Here is a 26,989-nt window from a genome sequence, read left to right on the forward strand (position 1 = left end):
GATCAGTTGCCGCGCTTGCACAGCAGATAAGCGGCCAACAGACCCACTGCACCGACGGCCACACCGGCTGTGGTCCAAGGATGCTCTTGCGCATAGTCACGGGTTGCGACGCTGGCTTCGCGGGTCTTCACTTTGGCGTCTTCGTAGACATCGCTCAACAAGCTGCGCGAATGGCTCAGCGCGCTTTCAGCGTTGGCTTTCAGCGTCTTCAGGGTTTTCCGCGACTCGTCCGAAGCGTCCGACTTCAAGCTCTCCAACGACTTGAGCAGACTTTCGATCTCAGCTTCCATACTTTGCAAAGACGCTTTACGGGATGACGTGAATGCCATGATTTGACTCTCCTGCAGTGATGAGTGGCGTGTGATGATTCCGACTACAGGGTTTTCAGAAAGTGCAGTGCGGTTTTACCGTGTGGTTATTTGTGAACTTTTGTGGGCCTTCCCCCGCCAGAGCTAAAGAGCTTTTCACTGCTACGCTCCCTTTGGAGTCCACTTGGAGAACTGCCATGTCTGATCATCACACTTACAAACTGCTTGAACTGGTCGGCTCGTCGACCACCAGCACCGACGATGCAATCCAGAATGCCATCGCTCGTGCCGCCGAAACCGTGAAGCACCTGGAGTGGTTCGAAGTGCTCGAAACCCGCGGCCACATCAAGGACGGCAAGGTCGCGCACTTCCAGGTGACCATCAAAGTGGGCTTCCGCCTCGAAAACAGCTGATGAACTTTTACGCTGGCTGAATGCCACAACCTTCGCTATACATACCGCGCCGTTCGTGAATTCGGACGCGAGGATCATGTGAACGGGCCGCTCCTTTGGGCGGCCTCTTACGCTTGAAAAGCGCCTGACGAGGGAGTGTGACCGATGAAGAAGATTCTTTTGGCGGTAGGGTTGTTGAGTATTGCGGGCACCACCTTTGCAGCCGGGAAATCGTGCGATGACGTGAAGGCGGACATCGACGCGAAGCTCAAGGCCAAGGGCGTCGCGTCTTACACGCTGGAAGCGGTGGACAAAGGCAGCGCGGCAGACGGAAAAGTCGTCGGCACCTGCGACGGCGGCAGCAAGGAAATCGTCTACAAACGCGGTTGATTCTGCTCGCTTCAATAAAAAACCGACGCATCACGCGTCGGTTTTTTTAAGCCCGGCCGACGCTGAAGGATGATCTCGAACGGAAGCTCTGAGGGCGGCACGGCTTGCAAACGGTGATGATTTGATTGGCACCACTAACCCTGTGGGAGCGAATTCATTCGCGAGATGGCCTTACATCCGACACCTCTTTATCGGCAGTACCGCCGCATCGCGAATGAATTCGCTCCCACAGGTCGAGTCACGTACTGGCCTTAACCTCTGGCCACCTGCGCCAAAATCTCATACGAGCGCAACCGATCCGCATGTTCATACATGTCGCACGTGAAGATCAGCTCATCCGCGTCGGTCTGCTCTAGCAGCACGTCCAGCTTGGCGCGGATTTTCTCGGGGCCGCCGACCATCGCCAGTCCGAGGAAGTCCATCACCGCTTCGCGTTCGTGTGGCAGCCACAGGCCGTTCATGGTTTCCACCGGTGGCTTTTGCATCAGGCTTTGGCCACGCATCAGGTTGAGAATGCGCTGGTAGACCGACGTCACCAGATAATCCGCCTGCTCATCGGTATCTGCCGCAGCGAGAGGCACGCCGAGCATCACGTAAGGCTTGTCCAGCACGGCAGAGGGCTGGAAGTGATTGCGGTACACACGAATGGCCTCGTGCATGAATCGTGGCGCGAAGTGCGAAGCGAAGGCATACGGCAACCCGCGCTGACCGGCCAGCTGTGCGCTGAAAAGGCTCGAACCCAACAGCCAGATCGGCACGTTGGTGTTGGTGCCCGGCACGGCGATCACGCGCTGATGGGGCTGACGCGGTCCGAGGTAGCTCATCAGCTCGGCGACGTCGTCGGGAAAGTCGTCTGCGCTTCCGGAGCGTTCGCGGCGCAGGGCACGCGCGGTCATTTGATCGGAGCCCGGTGCACGGCCCAGACCCAGGTCGATGCGGCCTGGGTACAAACTGGCCAAGGTGCCGAACTGCTCGGCAATGACCAGTGGCGCGTGGTTCGGCAGCATAACGCCGCCGGAGCCGACGCGAATGGTCGAGGTGCCCCCCGCCAGATAGGCCAGCAACACTGAGGTCGCGGAGCTGGCGATGCCGTCCATGTTGTGGTGTTCAGCGACCCAAAAACGGTTGTAGCCCCATTTCTCGGCGTGTTGCGCCAGATCCAGCGAATTGTGCAGCGACAAGGCCGGGCCTTTGTCTTCGCGCACCGGCACCAGATCGAGCATGGAAATTTTCACATCAGCTAGGCGTTTCATAGGCTGTGGTGAGTCCTCTTGAGGGCCAAGTCGGACGCCCGAGGTGGATGGGCGCGAGAGCAAAGCCTGCGTTAAGCCTAAATATTTGCGTTAAGGCCCTAGGATACGTCTGGATTCTCAGGTTGCAATGGGCAAAGCGAAATTTCCTACTAATTTGGTCGGAAATTGCTTTTCAAAAAATCGGCAAATAAAGCACGTGCGTCACAACCGTTGAACTTAGTCCCGCCTACACTCCTCAGACTTTTGGTCAGCGTGCGAGTCCATCGCACTTATTCAACAAGGAGACACCATGAGCATCGTCAAGAAAGCATCCGCCCATTGGGAAGGTGACCTGAAGTCCGGCATCGGTAGCATCTCCACGGAAACCGGCGTGCTGCGCGAAGCACCGTACGGCTTCAAGGCCCGTTTCGAAGGCGGCAAAGGCACTAACCCTGAAGAACTGATCGGCGCGGCCCACGCGGGTTGTTTCTCGATGGCCCTGTCGATGATCCTCGGCGGCGCGAACCTGAAAGCCGACAGCATCGACACTCAAGCCGAGGTCACTCTCGACCAAGATGGCGAAGGGTTTTCGATCACCGCCGTGCACCTGATCCTCAAGGCCAAAGTGCCAGGCGCCACTCAGGCGCAGTTCGATGAGCTGACCGCCAAAGCCAAAGAAGGCTGCCCGGTCTCCAAAGTGCTGAATGCCAAGATCACGCTGGATGCCACTCTGTTGAGCTGACCCCGCGCTGACGCAACACCCCGATGACCCGCCCATGCGGGTCATCTGCGTTTCAGGGCCACGAGAACCGGTTCAGGCCTGCAAGGTCATATGAAGGGCCGACGCGATCCGCGCGGCATCGAAGGAGTCGAACATGAAACGTATCGCTACCACCCTGATCCTCGCTGCACTGACCACCAGCGTGTTCGCCGCTCCCAAGCCTTGTGATGAGCTCAAGGCCGAAATCGAGGCCAAGATTCAGGCGCAAAATGTCAGCTCGTACACCCTTGAAGTCGTCAGCAACGAAGAGGTTCATGACCAGAACATGGTCGTGGGTACGTGTGAAAACGGCACGAAGAAGATTATTTATCAGAAGAATGATCGCTAATCCCCGAGCCAGCGACGATCCCCTGTAGGAGCGAATTCATTCGCGATTGGCCGGTGCAGACAATGCACCTTTTTCGCCTGACCCATTTTCGCGAATGAATTGGCTCCCACTGGCCATCAACCCCCCTGTGCAATCGCGTTTGATCTTGATCACGGAATACAAAAAATCTGCCCCTCTTCCGCCAGCACCTTGCGTTGTTCATCGCGCAATTGCGCGTCGATGCTGTTGGCGATGTGGCGCACGTCGAGCCTGTAACGGTGGCCCGCTTCGAAATGGTCATAGTTGATCGTCACGTAACAAGTCAGCTCGTTGTAGATGTCCATCGACAACCCCAACCCGCCCGGCGCGTATTCATAGTCGTAGCGCACTTCGAGCTTGTGCTTGCCCGGCGTTACCTGGAAATAGCGGCCGTCTTCCGTTCTGACGCCGTCGAGTTTGTCGGCCATCAGGGTCTTGCCCGTGAACGTGTGCAGATCCACCCACGCCTGTTGCGGGTCAACCGCAGGCAACGGGCCTGCGCATCCGGCCAGCAAACTCAGGGCAATGATCGACAAGGGCAGGCGCATGACAAACTCCGCATTCAGGGAAATAACAACAAGGTTGCGACGAAGGTCGTCTCTCCGGCATAACGCTGGGGGCAACCCTTTATTCCGACGTTAAGGCCGCTGCATGAATCGATTGAACATCTTGTGGTTCCGGCGCGGCGTGCCGATGCTGGCGATTTTACTCCTCAGCGGTTGCTCCAGTCTTTCCTATTACACACAGTTGGCGGGCGGCCAATTGGCATTGCTGCGCGCCCGTGAACCGGTCGCCGACGTGATTGCCGATCCGCAGCGCGACCCCAAACTGCGCGACCGTCTGCGCACGTCGCAGCAGGCCCGCGAATTCGCCAGTCAGCACCTGCATCTGCCGGACAATCAGAGCTATCGACTCTATGCCGACATTCATCGGCAATACGTGGTCTGGAACGTTTTTGCCACGGGCGAGTTCTCGCTCGACCCCGTGACCCACTGCTTCCCCATCGCAGGTTGTGTCGCCTATCGCGGCTACTACGACCAGAACGCCGCGCGGGGCGAAGCGGCGTTGCAAAAGCTCGACGGCAAGGACGTTTACGTCAGCGGCGTGGAGGCGTACTCGACGCTGGGCTGGTTCAACGACCCGATTATCAGTTCGATGATGACCTGGGGCGATGAACGTCTGGCGACGCTGATCTTCCATGAGCTGGCGCACCAGCGTTTTTACGTGAAGGACGACAGCGAGTTCAACGAGTCCTACGCCACCTTCGTGGAGCAGGAAGGCACACGACAATGGCGTGCAGCCCGTGGGATGTCGCCTGAAACAGCGTCATCCGAAACCCTGCGTCGCGATCAACTGACGCAATTGTTACTGGATACGCGAGACCGGCTGAAAACGTTGTATGCCGAACCGTTGAGCGCGGACGTCATGCGTCAGCGTAAGGCCGCCGAGTTTGAGCGCTTGCGTGGTCAATACAAGCAATTGCGTGACAGGCAGTGGGGTGGCGACAAGCGTTTCGATGCGTGGGTGTACGCACCGATGAACAACGCGCGGCTGCTGCCGATTGGGTTGTATGACCAATGGACACCAGCATTTGCGGCGCTGTTCAAACAGGTGGACGGGGATTGGCCAGCGTTTTTCACCGCTGTGGAAACGCTCGGCAAATTGCCCCAAGAGGAGCGCAAGGCGGCATTGGAGCGGTTGCTGAAGAGGTCCTGAGCGACTGCCCCTGAGCTGCTCAAAGAGACTGGGCAGAGATCGGAGTCACGGGGTGAGCAGAAACCCAAAAACAACAAACCCCAGCCAAGGCCGGGGTTTGTACTCAGACGGTGCAGTGATCAATCAACCGCTGACTGCGCCGCTGGCAACGACTCCTTGCTGCGCCAATGGGGCAGAGAGTTCCAGTAGCGCTGACCCTTGGCGTCGTCGTACATGCCTTCCCAACGGGCGATGACCAGGACGGCCAAGGCGTTACCGATGACATTCAGTGCGGTACGCGCCATGTCCATGATCCGGTCAACGCCAGCGATGAACGCCAGGCCCTCCAGCGGAATACCCACGCTGCCCAGGGTCGCCAGGAGCACCACGAACGACACGCCCGGCACACCGGCGATGCCTTTGGAGGTGACCATCAGCGTCAGCACCAGCATGATCTGTTGGCTGATGGGCATGTCGATGCCATAAAGCTGCGCGATGAACAGCGCCGCGATGCTCTGGTACAGGGTCGAGCCGTCGAGGTTGAACGAATAGCCGGTCGGCACCACAAAACTGCTGATAGCCTTCGGCGCGCCGTAGGCTTCCATCTTTTCGATCACGCGCGGCAGCACGGTTTCAGAACTCGCGGTGGAATAAGCCAGCACCAGCTCATCCTTGAAGATGCGCATGAGCTTGATCACCGAGAAACCGAACAAACGGGCGATCAGTCCCAGCACTACGAAAGCAAAGAAAGCGATGGCGACGTAAACCAGAATCACCAGCTTGGCCAGGGGCAGCAGCGAGGCGAAACCGAAGTTGGCGACGGTCACGGCGATCAGCGCGAACACGCCGATGGGCGCGTAGTTCATGATCATGTGAGTGACCTTGAACATCGTTTCCGAGACGCCCTGGAACACCTTGACCAGCGGTTCACGCACTTCTGCGTTCAGGCTGGACAGGCCCAGGCCGAAGAAGACGGAGAAGAAGATGATCGGCAGCATGTCGCCACGAGCAACGGCGGCGAAGATGTTCGACGGGATCAGGTTGAGGATCGTCGCGATAAAGGCGTGATCATGTTGCACCTCGGCGGTGGTCTTCTCGTATTGCGAGATGTCCACGGTGCCCAGCGTGCTCATGTCGATGCCAGTGCCCGGATGGAAAACGTTGGCCAGCAAGAGGCCGACAACGATGGCGATGGTGGTGACGACTTCGAAATACAAAATGGTCTTCAGGCCGATGCGACCGAGCTTTTTCGCGTCGCCCACCCCTGCGATGCCGACGATCAACGACGAGATGACGATCGGGATAACGATCATCTTGATCAGGCGGATAAAGATATCGCCTGCGGGCTGCAGAATGTTGCTGATCCACCAAGCCTTTTCAGCGCTGAAGTGGTTGAGCACAGCACCCAGCGCGATGCCCAGCACCAGACCGATGAGGATCTGCCAGGCGAGGCTGATTTTTGCCTTCTTCATGTCGTTAACCTTGTTGTAGTTGGCGTGGACATTTCTCACCGACACTTTCGGGGTCGCTCTTGTGAAGTCGAATCGAAGCGCGGATGCCCTTGGATCTGTCCAGAAGGTCTCTGCAAACGAGCGTCCAAGCTCTCGGCAGGCGGAAAAAGGGCGCAACTATTCCCATCCAGACCATCAGCGTCTAATGCCGTAAACGACTACCTCATGCGTAATCGGCATGAGGAAAATCAAAGACTTACTGTGAAACGCCCTGAAACAGAGCATTAGCCGATGCGCACATTTGTGCTGAGAAGTGGCTAAAACGTCGCCTGCAGCCCAGTGGGAGGTGTATCAGAAGAGGCAAGTGACAAAATGGTCACCCACGACCGAGACGTCATCTGAGGGGGCAGATTTATCGATATACGGTCGTAGGGCTTAGAGAATTAGAAACAGGGGGATTGAAGCGGAGTGATACGAACATATCATTTGCGCGTCGCAAGCCCACTGTCGGCTCGCCACTCAAAGGCGATCGGACGATGGACTTGCGGTGCGGCTTCCTGACCCGGCCCACGAGTGGGAGTACTCCCTGTACACCTGGCGCGCTGCAACCACTCCATTGGTCAGAGCGCCCCGGCCCCTTGGTCACGCGCCGACCCTCCTCGGGTTGCGCGGCTTTCAGGAAGACCCAACTGCATTTGGTCTTCCATCATTTGAATCAGTACCAGTTTGGATCTTTCTTCAGCTGCTCTTTGAGAAGGCCTTGCATGCCCTCGTCCGGCTTGCCGATGAAACGGTATTCAGCATGGCGCGTTGGGGATTTATCCGCCGGCAGGCCCGCTGGAACCTCGACCAACATGGCATAGGCATGTGACTTGTCGAGACTGAACGCGACGATGAGCCGTTTGTTGATGCACGTGTCCTGGGTTTCGCAGAGAGGCCCTACCAGGTATGTGTCACCATCCTCGGTCACCGCATTCATCTGGTCCGATGCGCCGGACAGATTGATCACCCAATCCGGCAACCGTTCCTCTTTCTTCACAACGCTTGACCAGGTCTGGCGATACTCGGGATCAGAGCTCAACAGCTCGTTCACCCGCGCCTGACCATCGTTGGCTGCCATCGCCATGGCGCTGGCGCTCGTCAGGAGCGCCAGCGTCATGGCATGGAAGTGCTTGCGGATCATTCTGGTTAGCCTCGACCACGACGGCCGAAGAAGAACGACACGACGAACATCACCAGGAACACGATAAAGAGAATCTTGGCGATACCCGTGGCGGTGCCTGCGATGCCACCAAAGCCCAGAACTGCAGCGACGATAGCGATGATCAGAAATGTGATAGCCCAGCTCAACATGGTGATTCTCCTTACTGTTTTTAATTTTCAGCTACAGCGAGGTATCGGATAGGAACCTCGGCATAGATTGCGTCTTCGCCATTGCTGGTCAGAAAACCCAACTCTGTTGACGCGGCGCTTGCTCAATGGCGGCAGCGGCGTCTTCAACCGGTTGCAGACTCAGGCCTACATCAGTTGCCTTGAGCGCGCTCGCTTTGGCGAAAGGCGCTGCATGGCTATAGGTGTGGTGAATCTGGACAACCTCTTGCTGTTTCTGGGTCCAGTGTGCGAACTGCTGAACGGCGATCAGCGTGATCATCAACGCCAGGCTGGCGAACAAACCTTGCTGCAGGTGCAGTGGAGAGATACGCAGAGTGGCGAGGCGTTGAGTGTTCATGCAGTGGGCTCCAGGCAATCTTGTCGGTCGACGGTTCAGACCTTGTTGCTAGAGATATTGCAGCCTGTGTGCCAGCTTTTTTGATCAAATAAAGTTGTTTTAAATCAAGCGCTTAGCATCGGTAGGATGAAGTTTCCTACGAGCAAGCTGCACGATTGAACATTTGACATCGTGCGTATTGCACGAGAGGGTGGGGCAAAGTGTCGCGACGTGTAGCGGCGGGCGGGCCGGCTGCGGCAGGCGTCAAGGACGCCGCCGCCGACAAACCCGCTGCTCTGGAGAGGCTGGCTATCAACCGGCACTGCGGGTCATCACCCGTAAGGTATCGGCATCCACGCCTTTGACCCCTCGAATGTTGCGAGCAATTTCAACGGCCAGCTCTTTCTCGGCGTAGTTGGCCACCACGCCATCCAGGCTCACCACGCCGCCTTTGGTTTCCACCTTTATATTCAGGCCATCGAGATTGCGGCTATAGATGAGGCTGGACTTCACCTTGCTGGTGATCCACGCGTCGCTGAACTCTTCACGCACGCTATTGGCCTGCGCTTCGCTCTGCTCTTTGATGGCTTGGGTGTCGCGTGCGCTGACGCTGATGAGGTTATTCACTTCCGTGACACCGTCAGTGTTGCTCGCCAGGCTGCCCGCCAGTTGCTTGGCCTCGGCATCTTTTGCCTGACCCTTCAACGTCACCACGCCCTTGGCGGACGCTACATCGATGTTCAGTCCTTCTGTGACGCTGTTCCACAGCAGCTTGGACTTGATCGTCGCGGTCAGCGTGGCGTCGTCGAAGCGCTGTGCCATGTTGGCTTTGGTGCCGGGCTCCGCAGCGACCCCCGGATCGATCTGCAGCTGATTGTCGACCTTGTTGATGCCTTGCGTGTCGCCGGCGATTTGCGTGGCCAACTCCTTGTCCACCTCGTTCTCGACCTTGCCGGTCAGAATGGCTGTGCCTTGCTCAACCTTCACGCCGATGTTGAACGGGCTCAAATGGCGATTGAGTGCGAAGGCCGTCCATATCGAGCCTTCCTGACGCGCTTCGGCCAGTTGCGTTTGCACATCGCTTTGCGCGGCGTGCGCGACCGGCATCGTCGCGAGCCAGCCGGTGGTGGCCACAGCCAAGGCGATTTTCTTGAGCGGGTGCATGGCAATTCTCCAGACAGTTCCAAAAGGTGCTACTGGAGAGACTTTCCATTCGCCCAGACGTTCTACACCCGAGGAGATGCAGATCACGATCCCTGCACCAGACAGAGAGTCGACGCTGTAGGACGTAGATCAATCTGTTGTCTGAAATTTCGCCAGATAACTACCCGGCATCGCATTGAATCAATCAGAATGAACCATGCAACTTGCCCGATTTTTCCGGGACTAACCAAGATCATTCATTTAGGAGCGTAGGAAAAATGGAAGCAGCCACTGAGAATCAGGGCCGTATTCTGCTTGTGGATGATGAATCCGCCATCCTTCGCACCTTCCGCTATTGCCTGGAAGATGAAGGCTACAGCGTCGCCACCGCCAACAGTGCGGCCCAGGCCGAGGCGCTGTTGCAACGTCAAGTGTTCGACGTGTGCTTTCTGGACCTGCGTCTGGGTGAAGACAACGGTCTCGATGTGTTGGCGCAGATGCGCATTCAGGCGCCGTGGATGCGCGTGGTCATCGTGACCGCACATTCGGCGGTGGACACTGCCGTGGACGCCATTCAGGCCGGTGCGGCGGATTATCTCGTGAAACCGTGCAGCCCTGATCAGTTGCGTCTGGCGACCGCCAAACAATTGGAGGTGCGTCAGTTGTCGGCGCGTCTGGAAGCGCTGGAAGGCGAAGTGCGCAAACCCAAGGACGGTCTGGATTCCCACAGCCCGTCGATGATGGCGATTCTGGAAACAGCTCGCCAAGTGGCGAACACCGACGCCAACATCCTGATCCTCGGCGAATCCGGAACCGGTAAAGGCGAGCTGGCGCGGGCGATTCACGGCTGGAGCAAACGGGCGAAAAAAGCCTGCGTGACCATCAACTGTCCGTCGCTCACCGCCGAGCTGATGGAAAGCGAGCTGTTCGGTCACAGCCGCGGCGCCTTCACCGGGGCGAGCGAAAGCACACTGGGCCGGGTCAATCAGGCAGACGGCGGTACATTGTTCCTCGACGAAATCGGAGATTTCCCACTGACATTGCAGCCCAAACTGCTGCGTTTCATTCAGGACAAAGAGTACGAGCGCGTAGGCGACCCTGTTACCCGCCGTGCCGACGTGCGCATCCTTGCGGCCACCAACCTGAATCTGGAAGACATGGTTCGCGAAGGCCGTTTCCGCGAAGACCTGCTGTATCGCCTGAACGTGATCACGCTGCACCTGCCACCGTTGCGTGAGCGCGGCGAGGACATCCTGACGCTGGCGGACCGCTTTTTGGCCCGTTTCGTCAAGGAATACGGTCGCCCAGCCCGTGGTTTCAGTGAAGAAGCCCGCAGTGCGCTGGTGAACTATCGCTGGCCGGGCAACATTCGCGAACTGCGTAACGTGATCGAGCGGGCCAGCATTATCTGTCCGCAAGAGAAGGTCGAAATCAGTCACTTGGGCATGGGTGAACAACCGACCAACAACGCACCACGTGTGGGTGCCGCGTTGAGTCTGGACGAACTGGAAAAAGCGCACATCGGCGCCGTGCTGGCCACCAGCGATACCCTCGATCAGGCTGCGCGCACGCTGGGCATCGACGCCTCGACGTTGTACCGCAAACGCAAGCAGTACAACTTGTGACAGGGCGCCCATGAAGTTCGCGATGAAGTTGCGCACCCGACTGTTCCTCAGCATTTCGGCGCTGATGACGGTCGCGTTGCTGGGGCTGATACTGGGTCTGGTCAGCGTCATGCAGATGGCCAAGTCCCAGGAGGATTTGATCCACCACAACTTCATCACGCTCGATATCGGCCTCAAACTGCGCCAGAACCTCGGCGATCAGTTGGTGATGCTGCTCAAGGACCGTCCCGATCAAGTGGCGCTCAAGCAGAATCAGGCGCAGTTTCAGGATTTGCTCGATCAGGGCATCGATCACGATCAGCAGACCAACACCCACAGCGGTTTCGAGAAAGCGCGGGTGGATTACGAGCGATTCCTCAAGGCGCTGGAAGAGGCGGGCGACTCGGCCGATGCACTGAATGATGACAAGACGGTCACGGCGACCTTCAACGCATTACGCAACGGTTTGCTCGACGCCCATCGTCAGGCGCTGGAAAACATCAGCCAGGCTGAAAGCGCCTCGCGAACTCGCGCATTGTGGGTGGCTGCTTTATTAGGGCTGGTCGGGTTGGCGGTGCTGGCCATCGGTTTCGTCACGGCCCACGGCATCGCCCGCCGTTTTGGCGCCCCTATCGAGGCGTTGGCCAAGGCGGCGGACAACATCGGCCAAGGCAACTTTGAAGTGCTGCTGCCCATTTCATCCTCTGCCGAAATGAATTTGCTGACGCGTCGCTTCGGCATCATGGCCGAGGCCCTGCGTCAGCATCAGGTCACCAACGTGGATGAGTTGCTCGCCGGTCAGCAGCGGCTGCAAGCGGTCCTCGACAGCATCGACGACGGGCTGTTGATGATCGACCGCCAAGGCCGACTCGAACACCTGAACCCGGTCGCGCAGCGGCAGCTGGGTTGGGAAGAGGGACGTTTGGGCCAAGGACTGGGTGAAGCGTTGCAGCGTCCGGAACTGGACGAGCAGTTGTACCTGGTGCTGCGCGGCGGAACGCTGGAGCGAGCGCCGGAAGACTTGTCTATCGAGGTCGACGGCGAAACCCGCCTGCTGACCTACAGCCTGACCCCTGTCAGCCACACCAAAGGCCACATCCTCGGGGCGGTGATGGTGTTGCACGATGTGACAGAGCAGCGGGCCTTCGAACGGGTACGTAGCGAATTCGTGCTTCGCGCCTCCCACGAATTGCGCACCCCGGTGACCGGCATGCACATGGCGTTCGGGCTGTTGCAGGAGCGCGTGCACTTCGCCCCCGATTCCCGGGAAACGGACTTGCTGAAGACCGTCAATGAAGAGATGCAGCGGCTGATGCAGCTGATCAACGACCTGCTGAATTTCTCGCGCTACCAGAACGGCCTGCAAAAACTCGCGCTGGCGCCCTGTGATGTTAATGACCTGCTCACTGAGGCGCGTCAGCGCTTTGCCGAAACCGCGCAGGAACAGGACGTAATGGTCCTGCTGGAAATGCAGGAACCCTTGCCACGTCTGCAGGCCGACAAGGTCCAGTTGGACCGCGTATTGGACAACCTCCTCGACAATGCCCTGCGCCACACGCCGCAATCCGGGCTTATCCGGCTCCAGGCGCGTCGACACGGGGAGCGGTTGATCATCAGCGTCGAAGACAACGGCGAGGGCATCGCGTACGGCCAGCAGGCCCGGATCTTCGAACCGTTTGTGCAGGTCGGGCGCAAGAAGGGTGGCGCGGGATTGGGCCTGGCGCTGTGCAAGGAAATCGTCCAACTCCACGGCGGACGCATGGGCGTGTACTCACGGCCGGGGCAAGGCACGCAGTTTTATATGGCGTTGCCGTTGTAGGCATCGCTCGCAAGCCTGGACGCTGCTTAACCCTCGCAGAATAAACACTGCCCCATGTGGGAGCGAATTCATTCGCGATGCGGTGGTACAGACGAAAGACATCTGTTGGATGCACTGGCCTCTCGCGAATGAATTCGCTCCTACAGAGGGCCAGTGCTGACTCCGTAACCACTAAACCCATCACGCCACATCATCGGCCCTGCGTCCGGTATTACGCCGCCCACCCGTCACCAGTTCGGTGAATTTGGCTGCTGTCAGAGGCCGGGCGAAGAGCCAGCCTTGGCCGTAGATCACGCCCTCGCTCTTGAGTAACAGGGCTTGAGATTCGAATTCGATACCCTCGGCGATCACTTTCAATTGCAGGGCGTGGGCCATGCGGATGATGTGTGGAGCAACGCCGCTACTGGCGGCGTCATGACCAAGGGCATCAATGAAGGCCTTGTCGATCTTCAAACAATCCACCGGCAAGGTTTGCAAGTACGCCAGGCTGCAATACCCCGTCCCGAAGTCGTCGATCAGCACCTGATGCCCGCGGTCACGCAACGCTTGCAGGTGATTGCGTGCGACCACCACGTCCACTAACCCCCGCTCGGTCACTTCAAACGCAATCTGCCGGGCTGCAACGCGATGCAATGCCAGCAGCTTTGCGGTCACTCGACCAATCCGAGGTGCCATCACATCGCAGGCTGCCAGGTTTACCGACACGTACAAATGCGGATTGGCGCGCAGCAGTTGCCCGAGCTGCTCAAGCAACTGCTGCAACACGAAATCAGTGATCTGACGAATCTGCCCGGTATTTTCGGCCAGCGGAATGAAGAGGTCGGGGCTGGTTAGCGTGCCGTCGGGTCGTCGCCAACGCACCAGTGCCTCAGCGCCCACGCACAAGCGGGTATTAAGGTCGAAGATGGGTTGGTACAGAACCTTCAACTCGCCCCGACGGAGCGCGCCATGCAATTCCCCACCCAGCGACTGGCGCTGCCGAACGAGCTGCAACACCAGAATCCCGATGCACAACGAGACCAACACGCTGGCGGGAACCAGCAACCACCAGGCGCCGGTGATTTTCTGCTGCAAGCCGTTACGCGGCGTGATCAGGACCAACTGATATTCCGGACTCTGCGTGGGCATCCGGTAGACCAACTTGTCCTGAGTGGTGATCAATGTCTCGATGGTCGTTGGCGACCAGTCGGGCGTAGGCGGCCACGCTTGGGGCGGCCCAAGCACCGGAACGGCTTTTTTACCCTGATCGAGCACCACAACCAGGCTCCCGCCTGCAGGCAGATCGACCACGTCGGTCAAATGGCCGCGTGACGTTGATACGCGAAAATCACCCCTGCCCAGCATCAGCGAGGCGAGGTTATCGTCCGGTTGAGTCGAGGTGTTGAGCCAGTAATCGTAGATGGGGCCGCGAATGTCCGGCGCTCGCGGCTTGCCAATCATGCTCTCGCGCGTCCAGCTGGAACAGGTTTGAGCCTCGCTGACGTACGCGACTTCATAAATGAAGCGGTAGCGCGAGTTTACCTGACGCAATTGCTCGACCATTTCCGGACTGCAACCACGCAAGGGCTGGGCTTCGAGCTGATCAAGGCCAGCGCGGAGCTGGTCGAAAAGCTGCTCCAGACGCACCAGAAAACGCTCGCCCTGAGCATTCATCTGCGCGCTTTCTTCCTGCTTGGCCTGATGCATCGCCAGCCCGAAACTGCCCGCCAGCAGCACGACCGCACTCAACAACGCTGCCAGCAGAGCCAGGAGCGAAGGGCGGTAGAGGACTGAGCGCAATTGCGGTGAAGCCGTGAACATCGGCCAATATCCAGTGGAATACCCATGAGGTATAGCAACAAGCGCAGAAATAGCCCGTTAAAAAGCGGCCCTAAGAAAAATTTAGTGCTTTGAATTCAATACCTGCAGGATCGCCGCGCTTTGCAGGTCCGGCTCGCCGTCAAATTTCTGCGGTCGATAGTGCATCTGGAACGCCCCCAGCACGTGGCGCGTCGCAATATCCCACTCGCCCGTTTGCGGGGTCGGATAACCCAGCATCGCCAATTGTTGCTGGAACCAGGTGACGCTCGGCACCACGCCCGTCATCTGCGCCTGCTGTTGGGCGACCTGCTGCTCGTCCGGCCAGATGCCAAGCCCTTCCTGAGCCAAACGCTTCCACGGGAACAACGGCCCCGGATCAAGTTTGCGTAAGGGCGCAATGTCACTGTGGCCGATCACATGACGGGGTTCGATCTTGTTGCGTTTGACGATGTCTTTCAGCAGCACGATCAGCGCTTGAATCTGCGCTTCGCTGTATGGGTACCACAGGCGCCCGGTCGGTGTGTCGCGATAGCCCGGATTGACGATCTCGATGCCGATGCTGCTGGAATTGAGCCAGGTGCGGCCGTCCCATTCGCTTTCACCGGCATGCCAGGCGCGCTGACTTTCATCCACCAGTTTGTAGGTCGTGGCAGGGCCATCGCCGATCAGGTAGTGAGCGCTGACTTCGCCATGGGTCAGCAACGCGAGGGAGCGATCCAGAGAGGCAGAGGTGTAATGGACCACCACGAACTGGGCGCGGCTGTCGAAATTTGCCGAAGGATGGCTGGTGTCCAGCTTCGGTCCGCTGGAGCAAGCTGTCAGCAGCAGGGCGAGGAAAAGTACGCAATAAGACTTCATAAAAAGGCAGAACACTGAGGCAAGTAATGCAACAGTGTAACGTAATGCCAGCGCGGCGCCCAAAGTTGCGATAGGCCGAAACTGAACGCGTGCTGTCTCACCCTTGCTCGATGCGATTCCGACCGCTGTCCTTGGCCCGGTACAGGGCCTCGTCTGCCCGTTTGAGCACCAGATCACTGCGTTCACCCGGTTTGAAGAGGGTGACGCCCATCGAGACCGTGATTGTCACCGGCTCGCCTTTGAAGTGAAACGGGCATTGTTCGACGGCTTCTCGCAGTCGCTCCAGCAGCGCCACGCCATCGGGCAACTGAGTGTCAGGAAGCAGCACCACGAACTCTTCACCGCCAAAACGGGCGATGAAATCCGAGGACCGCAAACGCTTCTTCAGCTGTGCGGCGACGATCTTCAACACCTTGTCGCCCGCCAGATGACCGTAGCCGTCGTTGATGCGCTTGAAATGGTCCAGATCGAGAATGCCGAGCAGCAAGTTGGAGCGCCGCTTCTGCAATTGAGCGACTTCGTGCTCCAGGCGCTCATTCCAGGCGGCACGGTTGGGCAACCCTGTCAGCGTATCGATCAGGGCTTTTTGCCGCTGCTCTTCAAGGTGCGCACGGAAGCCAACCGCTTCCTGCTCCATGGTCGCCACGCGGCTGGCGAGGGACTGCAACCGCGATGCGACTTCCTGCTCGCGCTCATCGCGTTGCTGCTGATGCGCGTCCATGGTGCCCAGCAAACCTTCCAGCCGGGTTTCCAGAATCGTTTTCAGGCTGGTGAGATCAGCCGCTTCCTGCACACTGCTCTGCAAATCACCGACATGCTCGCGCAACTGATCACTCATTTCGCGGGAGGCGGTCTGCTGCCCTGCGTGATCGTCGCTGGCCGCTTGCAGATTCGCCTGGAATGACTCCAGACGCTCGTTCAGTTGTTTGAGATAAAGCTCGAATTCGTGCTGGCCGCTGTCGGTGATGGCCAGCATCAGCACGGCAAGGTCATCGAGGATCGGCAGCAGTTCGTACCAGTTCAGCCCATGCTCAAGCCTGACGCGCATGGCTTCGGCCTGGGGCCGGTGGTGCTCGGGCAGGGTCAGATCGTTGAGAAGACCCAGCAATGTCTCTTCAATGTGCGCGGCGACAGAGCTGTAGCTAGGCTCGGGAGAGGACGGCAGCGCATAAGGACCCTCCTCTTCAGTCTCATCGGCCTCTTCATTGGCACGGTCGTCGATCGCTTCCTGAGCGACCTCGTCTTCCACCCTCTCAGCCTCGGCAGCCTCAATGGCTTGTTCTTCGCTGGACGTCTCTTCGCCCGTTTTGTTTTCGTCGCTCAGCGGCCCTTCACTGACGACATCCGCAGGCTCGGGCTCGGCGACCGCAGGCGACTCGACCACTGCCACGGGCGATGGGGCTGCCTCGGCGATAGGAACTTCACTCTCCAGTTGCTCGACCGAACGAGGCTCAGGGGCAGGCTTGACCTCGTGGGACAGGGCCATCGCCACTGTCTCGGGGGCCTCGAGTGGCGCAGCAGCATCGGCGCGCGCGACAGGACGCTCAACCATGGCTGCCAACTCGGCGGGAGGGGCTTCGTTAGTCCACTGCGCCGTTTGCGCGACCGGCGCGGCAGGCACCTCGTCATCGTCGTCATCATTGTGAGTCTTGACCGGCGCAATCGGCTTGGGCGCATCGGCAACGGAGTGATCAGGCAGGTGCGAGACGTCAGTGCCGTCGGCTGCCGAATCACGATTACCGAACAAACGCTGCAAGAAGCCTGGCCGGCTCGCGCCTTCCGGGTGTTCGACCTGCGACAATGCCTGGCCTTGCAAACCGCTGAGCTCACTCAGCAGCAACGGCAACTCACGGGCTTGATTGACGCGGTCTTCGAGGTTCTTGGCAAAGCGTTTGAGTGGTTTGGCGACTTCCCGAGGCAGAGGCAAAGACTGCAATTGAGTGACCAGCGAAGTCAGCGCCGTGCCCATTTGCTCGATACGCTGTTCGCGGCGCTGTTCGGAATCCAGCACCGCCTTTTCGAGCCGTGGAATCAGTGCCGCCAATCCGGCGTCCATGTCGTCTCTGCGCACGATTTCGCGCATTTCTTTCATGCACTGATCGACTGCCTTGTCAGCGCCTTCTGCCGCCAGGCTGCTGCGCACGAGACCGCGCCGCAGCAGGTCGAGACGGGCATTCCAGCGCTTTTCGAGCTTGTCCTGTTGCTCGATGCTCTTGAGGTATTTTTCTTTCCAGCGTTGGGCTTCGTCGCTCATTCCGAGGGCTCACGGGGAGATGTGCTTGTTATCGGCAGGGAGTCACCGATTAATGAGGCCGGCAAGCGAATCTCCACCGCAACCGGCAGATGATCGGAAATGGGCTGAGCCAGCACCTGCACTTTTTCAAGCGTCAGGGTCGGGCTGAGAAGAATGTGGTCCAGACAGCGCTGCGGGCGCCAGCTGGGAAATGTGGCTTCGATCTGAGGCGCAAGCAGGCCCAGATCGCGCAGGGGGGAGGTTTCCAAAAGGTCCGCTGCGTGGGTGTTCATATCACCCATCAGCACCTGATGCTTGTAGCCACCGATCAGCTCGCGGATGTACGCCAGTTGCCGGGTTCGGGTGCGCGCCCCGAGTGCGAGGTGCATGACGACCACGACCAACGCGTCTTCACCTTCACCGAAGCGGACCAGAATCGCGCCGCGACCCGAGGGGCCGGGCAACGGATGATCTTCAATGTCCCAAGGGCGCAGACGACTCAGCACGCCATTGCTGTGCTGGGCGAAACGTCCCAGGTTGCGATTGAGCTGCTGATGCCAGTACGGGAATGATCCGAACTGGGCAAGGTGCTCGACTTGATTGACGTAGCCCGACCTCAGGCTGCCGCCGTCGACTTCCTGCAACGCGACCAGATCATAGTCGTTCAGCAGGTTGCCGATCTTTTGCAGGTTGCCAGCCCGACCGGTGTGGGGCAGCAAATGCTGCCAGCCACGGGTCAGGTAATGCCGATAGCGCTCGGTACTGATGCCCACCTGAATGTTGAAGCTGAGCAACCGGAGCCGGCCATCGGCAGGCAATCCGGTTTCTTGCAGGTGTCGCTCGTTGACCTTGGGGATATGCCGGGCAACGGTGCGTTCAGTACCCCAGCGCGTCATGATCGGCGCTTACTTGGCAAGCGTTGCGCGTTCTTTGGCGATCAACTGATCGGCCACATCCAGCGCTTGCTCAGCACCACCGGCCGTGCCCAGGTCGAAACGGTATTTGCCGTTGACGATCATGGTAGGGACGCCAGTGATTTCATACTTCTTGGCCAAGTCCTTGTATTGGGCGATCTTGCCCTTCACCGCGAACGAGTTGTAGGTTTCGAGGAATTTCTGCTTATCGACACCTTGAGTGGCGACGAAGTCAGCCATGTCGTTCGGGTCGGTCAAACGCTTGCCGCCTTTCTGGATGGCATCGAACACGGCGGTGTGAATCTTGTGCTCTACACCCATGGTGTCCAGGGTGATGAACAGTTGGCCGTGGGCATCCCATGGGCCGCCGAACATCGCCGGGATGCGGATGAAGTGAACGTCAGCCGGGAGTTTTTCAACCCATGGATTGATGGTCGGCTCGAACGCGTAGCAGTGTGGGCAGCCATACCAGAACATTTCAACGACTTCGATCTTGCCTGGCTCGGCGACCGGAACGGCGCTGCTCAGCTGGACATATTGTTTGCCAGCTTCGATCGGCTCTGCCGCTTGAGCGGTCAGACCGAACAGACTGGTGAACACCAGAGCGGCGCTGAGAATCAGATTACGCATGCTTAACTCCTGGGCATGAAAAGTCACCACGATGGCCGCAGTTGGACCGGGCGGGGTGATGTGAGTTCGCAAGTGTAACGCTTGCGCGCACAAAAAAGGGCAGCCGTTCGCTACCCTTTTTAGCCCGTCTGCACGATAAACGCGAACGACGTTTTCCGGCCGTCGAATGGCCCTGAATCAAGGCTTTAGCGTTAATCCAGACTTAATGAAGACCCTGTATGTAGGCCGCCAACGCGTCGATATCCTTGTTGCTCAGTTTGGATGCAATGGTGCGCATGACCATGGTGTCGCCATCGTTCGTGCGGTCACCTTCGCGGAAGGCCGTCAGCTGCTTTTTCACGTAGTCCGCATGTTGCCCACCCAGATGCGGAAAGCCTGCCGCCGCATTACCAGCGCCGTTGGGTGAATGACAACCGGTACACGCGGGCATTCCCTGATCAATCTTGCCGCCGCGAAACAGTGCTTCGCCCCGCGCCACCAGGTTGGCGTCCGCCGCGCCGACGCTGCCTTTCTGGCCGGAGAAATAAGCGGCGATGTCCGCCAGGTCCTGATCATTGAGGGCGTTCAGCATCCCGGTCATTTCGAGCACGGTGCGCTTGCCGTCTTTTATTTCGTGCAGTTGTTTAAGCAGATAGCGCTGGCCCTGTCCGGCCAGTTTCGGAAAATTGGGAGCCATGCTGTTACCATCCGGGCCATGACAGGCACCACACACAGCGGTTTTCGCCTGGCCAGCGGCGGGGTCTCCCACGACCACATCAGCGGCTCGCGCTGCGCCGGTAATGCCCAGCAGCAGGAGCAGACTCACCAATAGCTTGTTCATCGGCTGATCCAACTCATTTTTGTTGTTGATGTAAGGTTAGTCCGACTTCTGCGAACTTCACCCTGTGGACGGGACAAGCACACACAAAATCTGCGGCAATATATACTTGCGCCCATCGAACGGAAAATGACACACGTTGCCGCACCCTCGCCGCAACGCCTCACCGGATATCCCATGCAACTCAAGAACCCGATCCTCGGCCTGTGCCAACAAGCCAAGTTCATGCTCAGCGCCGCCAAAGTCGACCAATGCCCCGATGACGAAGGTTTCGAAGTGGCCTTCGCCGGTCGCTCCAACGCCGGTAAATCCAGCGCGCTGAACACCCTGACCCACGCCAGCCTGGCCCGCACCTCGAAAACGCCCGGTCGTACGCAACTGCTGAACTTCTTCAGTCTGGACGACGATCGCCGCCTGGTCGACTTGCCGGGTTACGGTTACGCGAAAGTGCCGATTCCGCTCAAGCAACACTGGCAACGTCACCTGGAAGCGTATCTGGGCAGTCGGGAAAGCTTGAAAGGTCTGATCCTGATGATGGACATCCGCCACCCGATGACGGATTTCGACCTGTTGATGCTCGACTGGGCCATCGCCAGCGGCATGCCGATGCACATTCTGCTGACCAAGGCCGACAAGCTGACTTTCGGCGCGGCGAAGAACACGCTGCTCAAAGTACAGTCGGAAATCCGCAAGGGCTGGGGTGATGCCGTGACCATTCAGCTGTTCTCCGCGCCCAAGCGCATGGGACTGGAAGAGGCCTACACCGTCCTGGCCGACTGGATGGAACTGGAAGACAAAGCGCCTGCGGCCTGAATCGCAGGCAAAAAAAACCCCGGACTTCATATGGGGAGGGGAAGTTCGGGGTCTAAGTCCAGACCTTTAGGGAAAAGTCCGGATATCTGCCAACACTTAACACAACATAGGAGCATGAATGGCTACGTCAGCCATTCGCAACCTCTGACCGGGGTATGGACGAAGAAGTTCAAAAACCGGGGAAATTTAATGTTGGCAGCGCAGGTAGAAGGCAAGACTCAGTGCACCCAGTCCTCGTAGGACAACTGCGCAACCCGGCTGAACTCTCTCACATTGTTGGTAACAAGCACGCACCCCTTGGCGATGGCATGCCCGGCGATGGCGGTGTCGTTTCCACCGATGACAAGACCCGCTTCGGTCAATTGGCGCTTGACCTCGATGGTGGCATCAACGGCATGCCTGTCCCACGGCAAAACCTCGTCCAGACGCTTCACGAACTCGTCGACCAGCGTTTTATGCCTGGGCGACGCTTTTTTGCCGATCTGCCCGTAGCGCATCTCGGCGTAGGTGATTGCAGAGATCACGATCCGGTTGCTACGTGAGACTTCCGCAGCCAGGCGTCGCAAGACTGACTCGGGACGCTCGCGCATGATGAAGGAACAGATGCAGGTATCGAGCATGTACACCGTCACAGCTCGAACCTGCCTTCGTCATCGACAACCACCGGGCGTTCTTGCAGGAAATCGTCGTCGGCAACCGGCAAGTCGGCCAGCGAAAGCCAGCTTGAGCGAACCGGGCGCAGCGTGATGGTATCGCCCTCGCGGGTGATCTCCAGCTCACCGACACCTTCGTAAGCCATATCGGTGGGAAAGCGGATTGCCTGATTCTTGCCGTTTTTGAAAATTGAAACCGTGCGCATGATCTGTCCCCTGCATATGCCTGACCTATGCAATATAAGCACGCCGTCAGACCTATGCAAGACCTATGTCTGGCGTGAGATCAATGCGCCTCATCCCAGTTGTTGCCCACGCCCACTTCTACCAACAACGGCACGTCCAGCTTCGCAGCACCGCTCATGTGCACGCGGATGTCCTGGCTGATCTGCTCGACCAGATCCTCGCGCACTTCCAGCACCAATTCGTCGTGAACCTGCAGGATGACCCGTGCATCCAGCTCTGACGACTCCAGCCAGCCATTCACCGCGACCATGGCGCGTTTGATGATGTCCGCCGCCGTGCCTTGCATCGGTGCGTTGATCGCCATGCGCTCGGCGCCTTTGCGCAGGGCCTGGTTTTTCGCGTTGATATCCGGCAGGTACAGGCGACGACCGAAGATGGTCTCGACGAAACCCTGCTCGGCGGCCTGGGTACGAGTGCGCTCCATGTAGTCGAGTACGCCCGGGTAGCGCGCGAAGTAACGGTCGACGTACGCCTGGGATTGCTTACGATCCACGCCGATCTGCTTGGCCAGGCCAAATGCACTCATGCCGTAAATCAGGCCGAAGTTGATCGCCTTGGCACTGCGGCGCATGTCGTTGGTGACATCGGCCAGTTCAACGCCAAACACTTCACCGGCCGTGGCGCGGTGCACGTCCAGATCGTTGCGGAAGGCGTGCAGCAGGCCTTCGTCTTTCGCCAGATGCGCCATGATCCGCAGCTCGATCTGCGAATAGTCCGCCGCCAGCAGCTTGTAGCCTTTGGGCGCGACGAACGCCTGACGAATCCGGCGGCCTTCGGCAGTGCGGATCGGGATGTTTTGCAGGTTCGGATCGCTGGACGACAGACGCCCGGTCACCGCCACTGCCTGATGATAAGAAGTGTGGACCCGGCCGGTGCGCGGGTTGATCTGCTCCGGCAGCCGGTCTGTGTAGGTGCTTTTCAACTTGCTCATCGAGCGGTACTGCATCAGCACCTTGGGCAGCGGGAATTCCTGCTCGGCCAGTTCTGCCAACACCGCTTCTGCTGTTGAGGGCTGGCCGGTGGCGGTCTTGCTGATGATCGGCATGCCGAGTTTTTCGTAAAGAATCACCCCCAGTTGCTTTGGCGAGCCGAGGTTGAATTCTTCGCCCGCGATGGCAAACGCCTCACGCTCCAGCTCGGTCATCTTGTTGCCGAGCTCGACGCTCTGAATCCCCAGCAGCTTGGCATCGACATACGCGCCCTGACGCTCGATACGCGCCAATACCGGCATCAGGGGCATCTCGATGTCGTTCAGTACCGGCGCCAGACTTGGCGTCTTCGCCAGCTTCTCTTGCAAGACTTCGTGCAGGCGCAGGGTCAGGTCCACTTCTTCAGCGGCGTAGATGCCTGCCTGCTCCAAGGCAATCTGGTCGAAACTCAGCTGCTTGACGCCTTTGCCCGCGATGTCCTGGAAATTGACCGGCGTGTGGTCCAGGTATTTCGCAACCAGGCTGTCGCGGTCGTGGCGGGTGGCGGTCGAGTCCAGCACGTAGGATTCGAGCATGGTGTCGAATTTCACGCCCTGCACGTCAATGCCTTGGGCCTGATCACCACCAATGGCGCAGTTTGCCAGCAGGTTGATCGCGAATTTGGCGTGCTGACCAACTTTGACCTTGCTCGCGTCTTCGAGCATCGGCTTGACGGCGTTGAGCACCGCGTCGCGATCCAGCTGCTGCGGCACGCCCATGTAGGAGTGGGTCAGCGGGATGTAGCAGGCTTCGTGGGTCTTGATGGCGAACGACAGGCCGACGATCTGTGCGCGCTGGGCGTCGGAGCCGTTGCTCTGCACGACAAAGGCGAACAGCTTGGCGGCCTTGAGCTTTTTCAGCCAGTCGTCGAACTGGGTCTGCTCCAGAATCAGTTCGTATTGGGCTTCGATGACGGGGGCAGGCTCTTCAGGCGTGGCGATTTCCGTGCCTTCCTGCTTGGCGTCCCGTTGCAGGTCATTGATCCAGCTCTTGAACTCCAGCTCGGTGTACAGCGCCAGCAGCGCCTCTCGATCCGGCTCGCCGCAGTGCAGGGCATCCAGTTCGATGTCCAGCGGCACATCGATCTTGATGGTCGCCAGTTGATAGGACAGAAAGGCCATCTCCTTGTGCTCTTCGAGTTTGGCAGGCAAAGACTTCGCGCCGCGAATCGCCAGCGTCGGCACCTTGTCGAGATTCTCGTAAAGCTCTTTGAGGCCGCCGTTGATACCCACCAGCAGGCCAGCGGCGGTCTTTTCGCCTACGCCGGGAACGCCGGGAATATTGTCGACTTTGTCGCCCATCAAGGCTAGATAGTCGATGATGTGCTCAGGACCGACGCCAAATTTCTCCTTCACGCCAGCCACGTCCAGCACGCTACCGGTCATGGTGTTGACCAGCGTAATGTGCCCGTCCACCAGCTGCGCCATGTCCTTGTCGCCGGTTGAAATGATCACAGGTCGGTCAGCCGCCGCACTGCTGCGCGCGAGCGTGCCGATCACGTCGTCAGCTTCGACGCCTTCGACGCACAGCAGTGGATAGCCCAAGCCACGCACGCAGTTGTGCAGGAAGTCGATTTGCACGCGCATATCATCAGGCATGCTCGGACGATTCGCCTTGTATTCGGCAAACATCTCGTCACGGAACGTGCCGCCTTTGGCGTCGAAAACCACGGCAAACGGGCTTTCTGGATACTGTTTGCGCAGGCTCTTGAGCATGTTCAGCACGCCCTTGACCGCACCGGTGGGCAGGCCTTTGGACGTGGTGAGTGGCGGCAGCGCATGGAAGGCGCGGTACAGGTAAGAAGAACCGTCCACCAGGACGAGAGGCGCTTGACTCATGTGAGGGATCAACCTTTTCGGCGGGGTCGGCGCTAGAATGCGAGGACCGTTGACGACAAAGGAGCAAGGTTATCATGCGTACACAAATTCGCTTGTTACTGGTCGCTCTCCTGGTTGCCTGTCCGCTGATCGCGGTGGCGGCCGAAGACGAGGCTCCGTCGGCCGAACCTGACGTCACGATCCAGAAAGATGGCGACAATTTCGTTCAGGAATACAAGGCAAACGGCTTCGTCTACGCGGTGAAAATTACGCCGAAACATGGCAAGCCGTATTATCTGGTGCGCGCCGACGGTACGAGTGGTCAATTCATTCGTTCGGATCAACCGGACATGCTGATTCCCCAATGGGTATTATTCAGCTGGTAACGCCCTACATTCACTTTTTGCTGGCAGTGTTCATATGTCCGTTTTTACCCCCCTGGCTCGGCCCGAGCTGGAAGCTTTTCTCGCCCCGTACGGGCTCGGCCAACTGCGTGATTTCCAGGGCATTGCCGCCGGAAGTGAAAACACCAACTTCTTTATCAGCATGGAACAGGGCGAGTTCGTGCTCACGCTGGTCGAGCGCGGCCCGGTGCAGGAGATGCCGTTTTTCATCGAACTGCTGGACGTGCTGCATGACGCCGACCTGCCGGTGCCTTACGCCCTGCGCACCACCGACGGTCAGGCACTGCGTGAGCTGAAAGGCAAACCGGCCCTGCTGCAACCACGGCTCTCGGGCAAACACCCGACCGATCCGAACACCCAGCATTGCGTGCAGATCGGCGAGCTGTTGGCACACATGCATCTGGCGACCCGCGAGAAGACCATTGAGCGCCGCACCGATCGCGGCCTGGACTGGATGCTGAAAGAGGGTGGCAACTTCATCTCGCACCTGAATGAAGCCGAAGGCGCGCTACTGAAAGCGTCAGTGGAAGAAATCGCCCGCGAACAGGCGAAGATCATGGCCCTTCCACGGGCCAATGTGCACGCCGACCTGTTCCGCGACAACACGCTGTTCGAAGGCACACACCTGACCGGCGTGATCGATTTTTACAACGCCTGTTCGGCGCCGATGCTGTACGACGTGGCGATTGCAGTGAATGACTGGTGTTCGTTCGAGGACGGCAAGATCGATGCGCCACGGGCCCGTGCCTTGCTGGGCGCCTATGCGGCACTGCGCCCGTTTACAGCGGCTGAGGCTGAACTGTGGTCGACGATGTTGCGCGTGGGTTGCGTGCGGTTCTGGCTGTCCCGTTTGATCGCGGCCGAGAGCTTTGCCGGGCAGGACGTGCTGATCCATGACCCCGGCGAATTCCGCAAGCGTCTGGAACAGCGTCAGGTAACGCACATTCCGCTGCCGTTTGCGTTGTAAAGATTAAATCCGCCAGCACCAACCACTGTGGGAGATTCTATGTTTGGGGGGCAACCCCCAAACGTTTCGTAGAGTCGTACTCTTCCCGTTTCTTCATCAGCGAGAAGGCCACCCCTGCGAGCTTCCTGCTCAATATCGTCAACGCTTCAGTTCTGGCTTTCCCCTCGCCTATTTTCTTCTCGTAATACGGTTTCCATGTCGCCGATCGGCAGGCGGCCATTGAAGCGTTGTAGCCTAGCCGGCGTACCTCGGGGTCGCCTTTCTTGCTTAGCCGGCGGCGACCGGATTTGTTCCCGGAATCCGACACCCGCAAATCCAGCCCCAGATAGGCGATGTACGCATCTACGTTTTTGAATTCGCCTCGAAGGAATGCCGCAAACAGCGCTGTGGCGGTCAGGAACCCGACGCCTTCGATGCCCTGGCAACGTTTGACCTGATCCATTTCACCGGACTTGATCAGCACTTGCTTGAGCTGTTTCTCGATATCTTTGATCAGATGGCTGAAGCGACGCATCAACTTCTCGAACCCCTTCCTGAGGTCTTTTTCATCCTTCCAGCCTTGGCGCAGTGACGTCTGGCTATTGACCAGCGAGGCCCTGCGATGCAGCAGATGCTTGAGCTGGGTGTGCAACTGGGGTGGCGGGCTCCACTGACGCAGCTCGTCACCTTCCTTTTCCAGATAGCGAGCCAGCAGATGTGCATCGCACGCATCTGTTTTGGCGCGCTTGCCCAGACTTTCTCGATATTTGCTTACGCGTGCCGCATCGACGACAAACACCAGGTGCCCCATGTCATGGGCCATTTCCACTAGGTCCAGATGGTAGGTATTGGTCGCCTCGAGGGCGATGGCACTGCCTTGAGGCAATGTCTTGAGCCAGTGGTGAATCGAAGTTCGCTCATTGACCAAACAATGAGTTTTATCCACACCACGCTGAGCGGTGACAAGTTCCGCCATCGCCACATCGACACCCACAATCGCCGCTGCATCAAGGATTGCCAT

Annotated in this window: 28 protein-coding genes; 10 read left to right on the top strand and 18 right to left on the bottom strand. The window is 58.7% G+C overall.

Features of this window, described 5'->3' with window-relative positions:
- Positions 1–2: 2 nt before the first annotated feature.
- Complete coding sequence (locus AAEO81_RS01050; RefSeq protein WP_166593894.1) at positions 3–329, bottom strand: DUF883 family protein; 327 nt, start codon at positions 327–329, stop codon at positions 3–5.
- A 176-nt stretch (positions 330–505) separates the two neighbouring features.
- On the opposite strand from AAEO81_RS01050, the gene AAEO81_RS01055 reads away from it, so the two are divergent.
- On the top strand, positions 506–721 hold the full coding sequence (locus AAEO81_RS01055) for a dodecin (RefSeq protein ID WP_166593893.1): 216 nt from the start codon (positions 506–508) through the stop codon (positions 719–721).
- A gap of 144 nt (positions 722–865) precedes the next feature.
- Positions 866–1,090 (top strand): DUF1161 domain-containing protein, encoded by a 225-nt coding sequence (locus AAEO81_RS01060; RefSeq protein ID WP_341961127.1) that lies wholly within the window; start codon positions 866–868, stop codon positions 1,088–1,090.
- Positions 1,091–1,341: 251 nt separating this feature from the next.
- Here AAEO81_RS01060 and AAEO81_RS01065 read toward each other — a convergent pair whose 3' ends face one another.
- Positions 1,342–2,343 carry an LLM class flavin-dependent oxidoreductase gene (locus AAEO81_RS01065; RefSeq protein WP_341961130.1) on the bottom strand — a complete coding sequence of 334 codons (1,002 nt, stop codon included), beginning with the start codon at positions 2,341–2,343 and terminating at the stop codon, positions 1,342–1,344.
- Positions 2,344–2,632: 289 nt separating this feature from the next.
- Here AAEO81_RS01065 and AAEO81_RS01070 point away from each other — a divergent pair, with 289 nt between their 5' ends.
- Together AAEO81_RS01070 and AAEO81_RS01075 are read left to right on the top strand one after the other, a co-directional pair.
- On the top strand, positions 2,633–3,064 hold the full coding sequence (locus AAEO81_RS01070; protein ID WP_166593891.1) for an OsmC family protein: 432 nt from the start codon (positions 2,633–2,635) through the stop codon (positions 3,062–3,064).
- Positions 3,065–3,197: 133 nt separating this feature from the next.
- Positions 3,198–3,431, top strand: coding sequence for a DUF1161 domain-containing protein (locus tag AAEO81_RS01075; protein WP_166593890.1), 234 nt, complete (start codon positions 3,198–3,200; stop codon positions 3,429–3,431).
- Positions 3,432–3,580: 149 nt separating this feature from the next.
- Here the strand turns inward: AAEO81_RS01075 and AAEO81_RS01080 are convergent, their stop codons facing one another.
- Entirely contained in the window at positions 3,581–3,997 is a 417-nt protein-coding gene (locus tag AAEO81_RS01080; protein ID WP_341961131.1) for a hypothetical protein, read from the bottom strand.
- A 103-nt stretch (positions 3,998–4,100) separates the two neighbouring features.
- Here AAEO81_RS01080 and AAEO81_RS01085 point away from each other — a divergent pair, with 103 nt between their 5' ends.
- Positions 4,101–5,165: an aminopeptidase gene (locus AAEO81_RS01085; RefSeq protein ID WP_341961132.1), complete on the top strand. Its 1,065-nt coding sequence runs from the start codon at positions 4,101–4,103 to the stop codon at positions 5,163–5,165.
- 119 nt (positions 5,166–5,284) lie between these two features.
- On the opposite strand, the gene gltP is transcribed toward AAEO81_RS01085, so the two are convergent.
- From gltP to AAEO81_RS01110, 5 genes are all read right to left on the bottom strand, one after another.
- A complete protein-coding gene (gene gltP, locus AAEO81_RS01090; protein ID WP_341961134.1) occupies positions 5,285–6,616 on the bottom strand; it encodes a glutamate/aspartate:proton symporter GltP in 1,332 nt (443 codons plus the stop codon).
- 694 nt (positions 6,617–7,310) lie between these two features.
- Positions 7,311–7,778, bottom strand: coding sequence for an inhibitor of vertebrate lysozyme family protein (locus AAEO81_RS01095; protein ID WP_341961136.1), 468 nt, complete (start codon positions 7,776–7,778; stop codon positions 7,311–7,313).
- A gap of 5 nt (positions 7,779–7,783) precedes the next feature.
- Positions 7,784–7,948 carry a DUF1328 domain-containing protein gene (locus AAEO81_RS01100; RefSeq protein ID WP_025257796.1) on the bottom strand — a complete coding sequence of 55 codons (165 nt, stop codon included), beginning with the start codon at positions 7,946–7,948 and terminating at the stop codon, positions 7,784–7,786.
- An 88-nt stretch (positions 7,949–8,036) separates the two neighbouring features.
- Positions 8,037–8,324 carry a hypothetical protein gene (locus tag AAEO81_RS01105; protein WP_341961139.1) on the bottom strand — a complete coding sequence of 96 codons (288 nt, stop codon included), beginning with the start codon at positions 8,322–8,324 and terminating at the stop codon, positions 8,037–8,039.
- 291 nt (positions 8,325–8,615) lie between these two features.
- Positions 8,616–9,467: a BON domain-containing protein gene (locus AAEO81_RS01110; protein WP_341961141.1), complete on the bottom strand. Its 852-nt coding sequence runs from the start codon at positions 9,465–9,467 to the stop codon at positions 8,616–8,618.
- Positions 9,468–9,724: 257 nt separating this feature from the next.
- Here AAEO81_RS01110 and algB point away from each other — a divergent pair, with 257 nt between their 5' ends.
- Positions 9,725–11,071 carry a sigma-54-dependent response regulator transcription factor AlgB gene (gene algB, locus AAEO81_RS01115; RefSeq protein WP_341961142.1) on the top strand — a complete coding sequence of 449 codons (1,347 nt, stop codon included), beginning with the start codon at positions 9,725–9,727 and terminating at the stop codon, positions 11,069–11,071.
- Positions 11,072–11,081: 10 nt separating this feature from the next.
- Positions 11,082–12,869, top strand: a complete 1,788-nt coding sequence (locus AAEO81_RS01120; protein ID WP_341961143.1) for a KinB sensor domain-containing domain — start codon at positions 11,082–11,084, stop codon at positions 12,867–12,869.
- A gap of 180 nt (positions 12,870–13,049) precedes the next feature.
- Here the strand turns inward: AAEO81_RS01120 and AAEO81_RS01125 are convergent, their stop codons facing one another.
- The 6 genes from AAEO81_RS01125 to AAEO81_RS01150 form a co-directional block, all read right to left on the bottom strand.
- Complete coding sequence (locus tag AAEO81_RS01125) at positions 13,050–14,669, bottom strand: EAL domain-containing protein (RefSeq protein WP_341961145.1); 1,620 nt, start codon at positions 14,667–14,669, stop codon at positions 13,050–13,052.
- A gap of 81 nt (positions 14,670–14,750) precedes the next feature.
- Positions 14,751–15,527 carry an N-acetylmuramoyl-L-alanine amidase gene (locus AAEO81_RS01130; protein WP_166593880.1) on the bottom strand — a complete coding sequence of 259 codons (777 nt, stop codon included), beginning with the start codon at positions 15,525–15,527 and terminating at the stop codon, positions 14,751–14,753.
- 97 nt (positions 15,528–15,624) lie between these two features.
- A complete protein-coding gene (locus AAEO81_RS01135) occupies positions 15,625–17,781 on the bottom strand; it encodes a diguanylate cyclase (protein WP_341961146.1) in 2,157 nt (718 codons plus the stop codon).
- Positions 17,778–18,656 (bottom strand): endonuclease/exonuclease/phosphatase family protein, encoded by an 879-nt coding sequence (locus AAEO81_RS01140; protein WP_341961147.1) that lies wholly within the window; start codon positions 18,654–18,656, stop codon positions 17,778–17,780. The genes AAEO81_RS01135 and AAEO81_RS01140 overlap by 4 nt, the downstream gene beginning before the upstream one ends.
- Positions 18,657–18,665: 9 nt before the next feature.
- Positions 18,666–19,304, bottom strand: coding sequence for a thiol:disulfide interchange protein DsbA/DsbL (locus AAEO81_RS01145; protein WP_166593877.1), 639 nt, complete (start codon positions 19,302–19,304; stop codon positions 18,666–18,668).
- A 202-nt stretch (positions 19,305–19,506) separates the two neighbouring features.
- Positions 19,507–20,124 carry a c-type cytochrome gene (locus AAEO81_RS01150; protein ID WP_341961148.1) on the bottom strand — a complete coding sequence of 206 codons (618 nt, stop codon included), beginning with the start codon at positions 20,122–20,124 and terminating at the stop codon, positions 19,507–19,509.
- 174 nt (positions 20,125–20,298) lie between these two features.
- On the opposite strand from AAEO81_RS01150, the gene yihA reads away from it, so the two are divergent.
- Positions 20,299–20,934 (top strand): ribosome biogenesis GTP-binding protein YihA/YsxC, encoded by a 636-nt coding sequence (gene yihA, locus AAEO81_RS01155; protein ID WP_062386430.1) that lies wholly within the window; start codon positions 20,299–20,301, stop codon positions 20,932–20,934.
- Between the two features lie 218 nt (positions 20,935–21,152).
- Here yihA and AAEO81_RS01160 read toward each other — a convergent pair whose 3' ends face one another.
- From AAEO81_RS01160 to polA, 3 genes are all read right to left on the bottom strand, one after another.
- Positions 21,153–21,566 carry a type II toxin-antitoxin system VapC family toxin gene (locus AAEO81_RS01160; RefSeq protein ID WP_341961151.1) on the bottom strand — a complete coding sequence of 138 codons (414 nt, stop codon included), beginning with the start codon at positions 21,564–21,566 and terminating at the stop codon, positions 21,153–21,155.
- Complete coding sequence (gene vapB / locus AAEO81_RS01165; RefSeq protein ID WP_341961153.1) at positions 21,563–21,793, bottom strand: type II toxin-antitoxin system VapB family antitoxin; 231 nt, start codon at positions 21,791–21,793, stop codon at positions 21,563–21,565. The genes AAEO81_RS01160 and vapB overlap by 4 nt, the downstream gene beginning before the upstream one ends.
- A gap of 80 nt (positions 21,794–21,873) precedes the next feature.
- Positions 21,874–24,639 carry a DNA polymerase I gene (gene polA / locus AAEO81_RS01170; RefSeq protein ID WP_341961155.1) on the bottom strand — a complete coding sequence of 922 codons (2,766 nt, stop codon included), beginning with the start codon at positions 24,637–24,639 and terminating at the stop codon, positions 21,874–21,876.
- Positions 24,640–24,713: 74 nt separating this feature from the next.
- Between polA and AAEO81_RS01175 the strand changes: the two genes are divergently transcribed.
- Together AAEO81_RS01175 and AAEO81_RS01180 are read left to right on the top strand one after the other, a co-directional pair.
- Entirely contained in the window at positions 24,714–25,004 is a 291-nt protein-coding gene (locus tag AAEO81_RS01175; protein WP_166593874.1) for a DUF2782 domain-containing protein, read from the top strand.
- Between the two features lie 34 nt (positions 25,005–25,038).
- Positions 25,039–25,989, top strand: coding sequence for a homoserine kinase (locus tag AAEO81_RS01180; RefSeq protein ID WP_341961156.1), 951 nt, complete (start codon positions 25,039–25,041; stop codon positions 25,987–25,989).
- A gap of 37 nt (positions 25,990–26,026) precedes the next feature.
- Here AAEO81_RS01180 and AAEO81_RS01185 read toward each other — a convergent pair whose 3' ends face one another.
- The gene (locus tag AAEO81_RS01185) at positions 26,027–26,989 is read right to left on the bottom strand and encodes an IS110 family transposase (RefSeq protein ID WP_341958274.1); all 963 of its coding nucleotides are present in this window, start codon (positions 26,987–26,989) and stop codon (positions 26,027–26,029) included.

The sequence above is a fragment of the Pseudomonas sp. RC10 genome, assembly GCF_038397775.1.
Lineage (GTDB): Bacteria > Pseudomonadota > Gammaproteobacteria > Pseudomonadales > Pseudomonadaceae > Aquipseudomonas > Aquipseudomonas bambusae.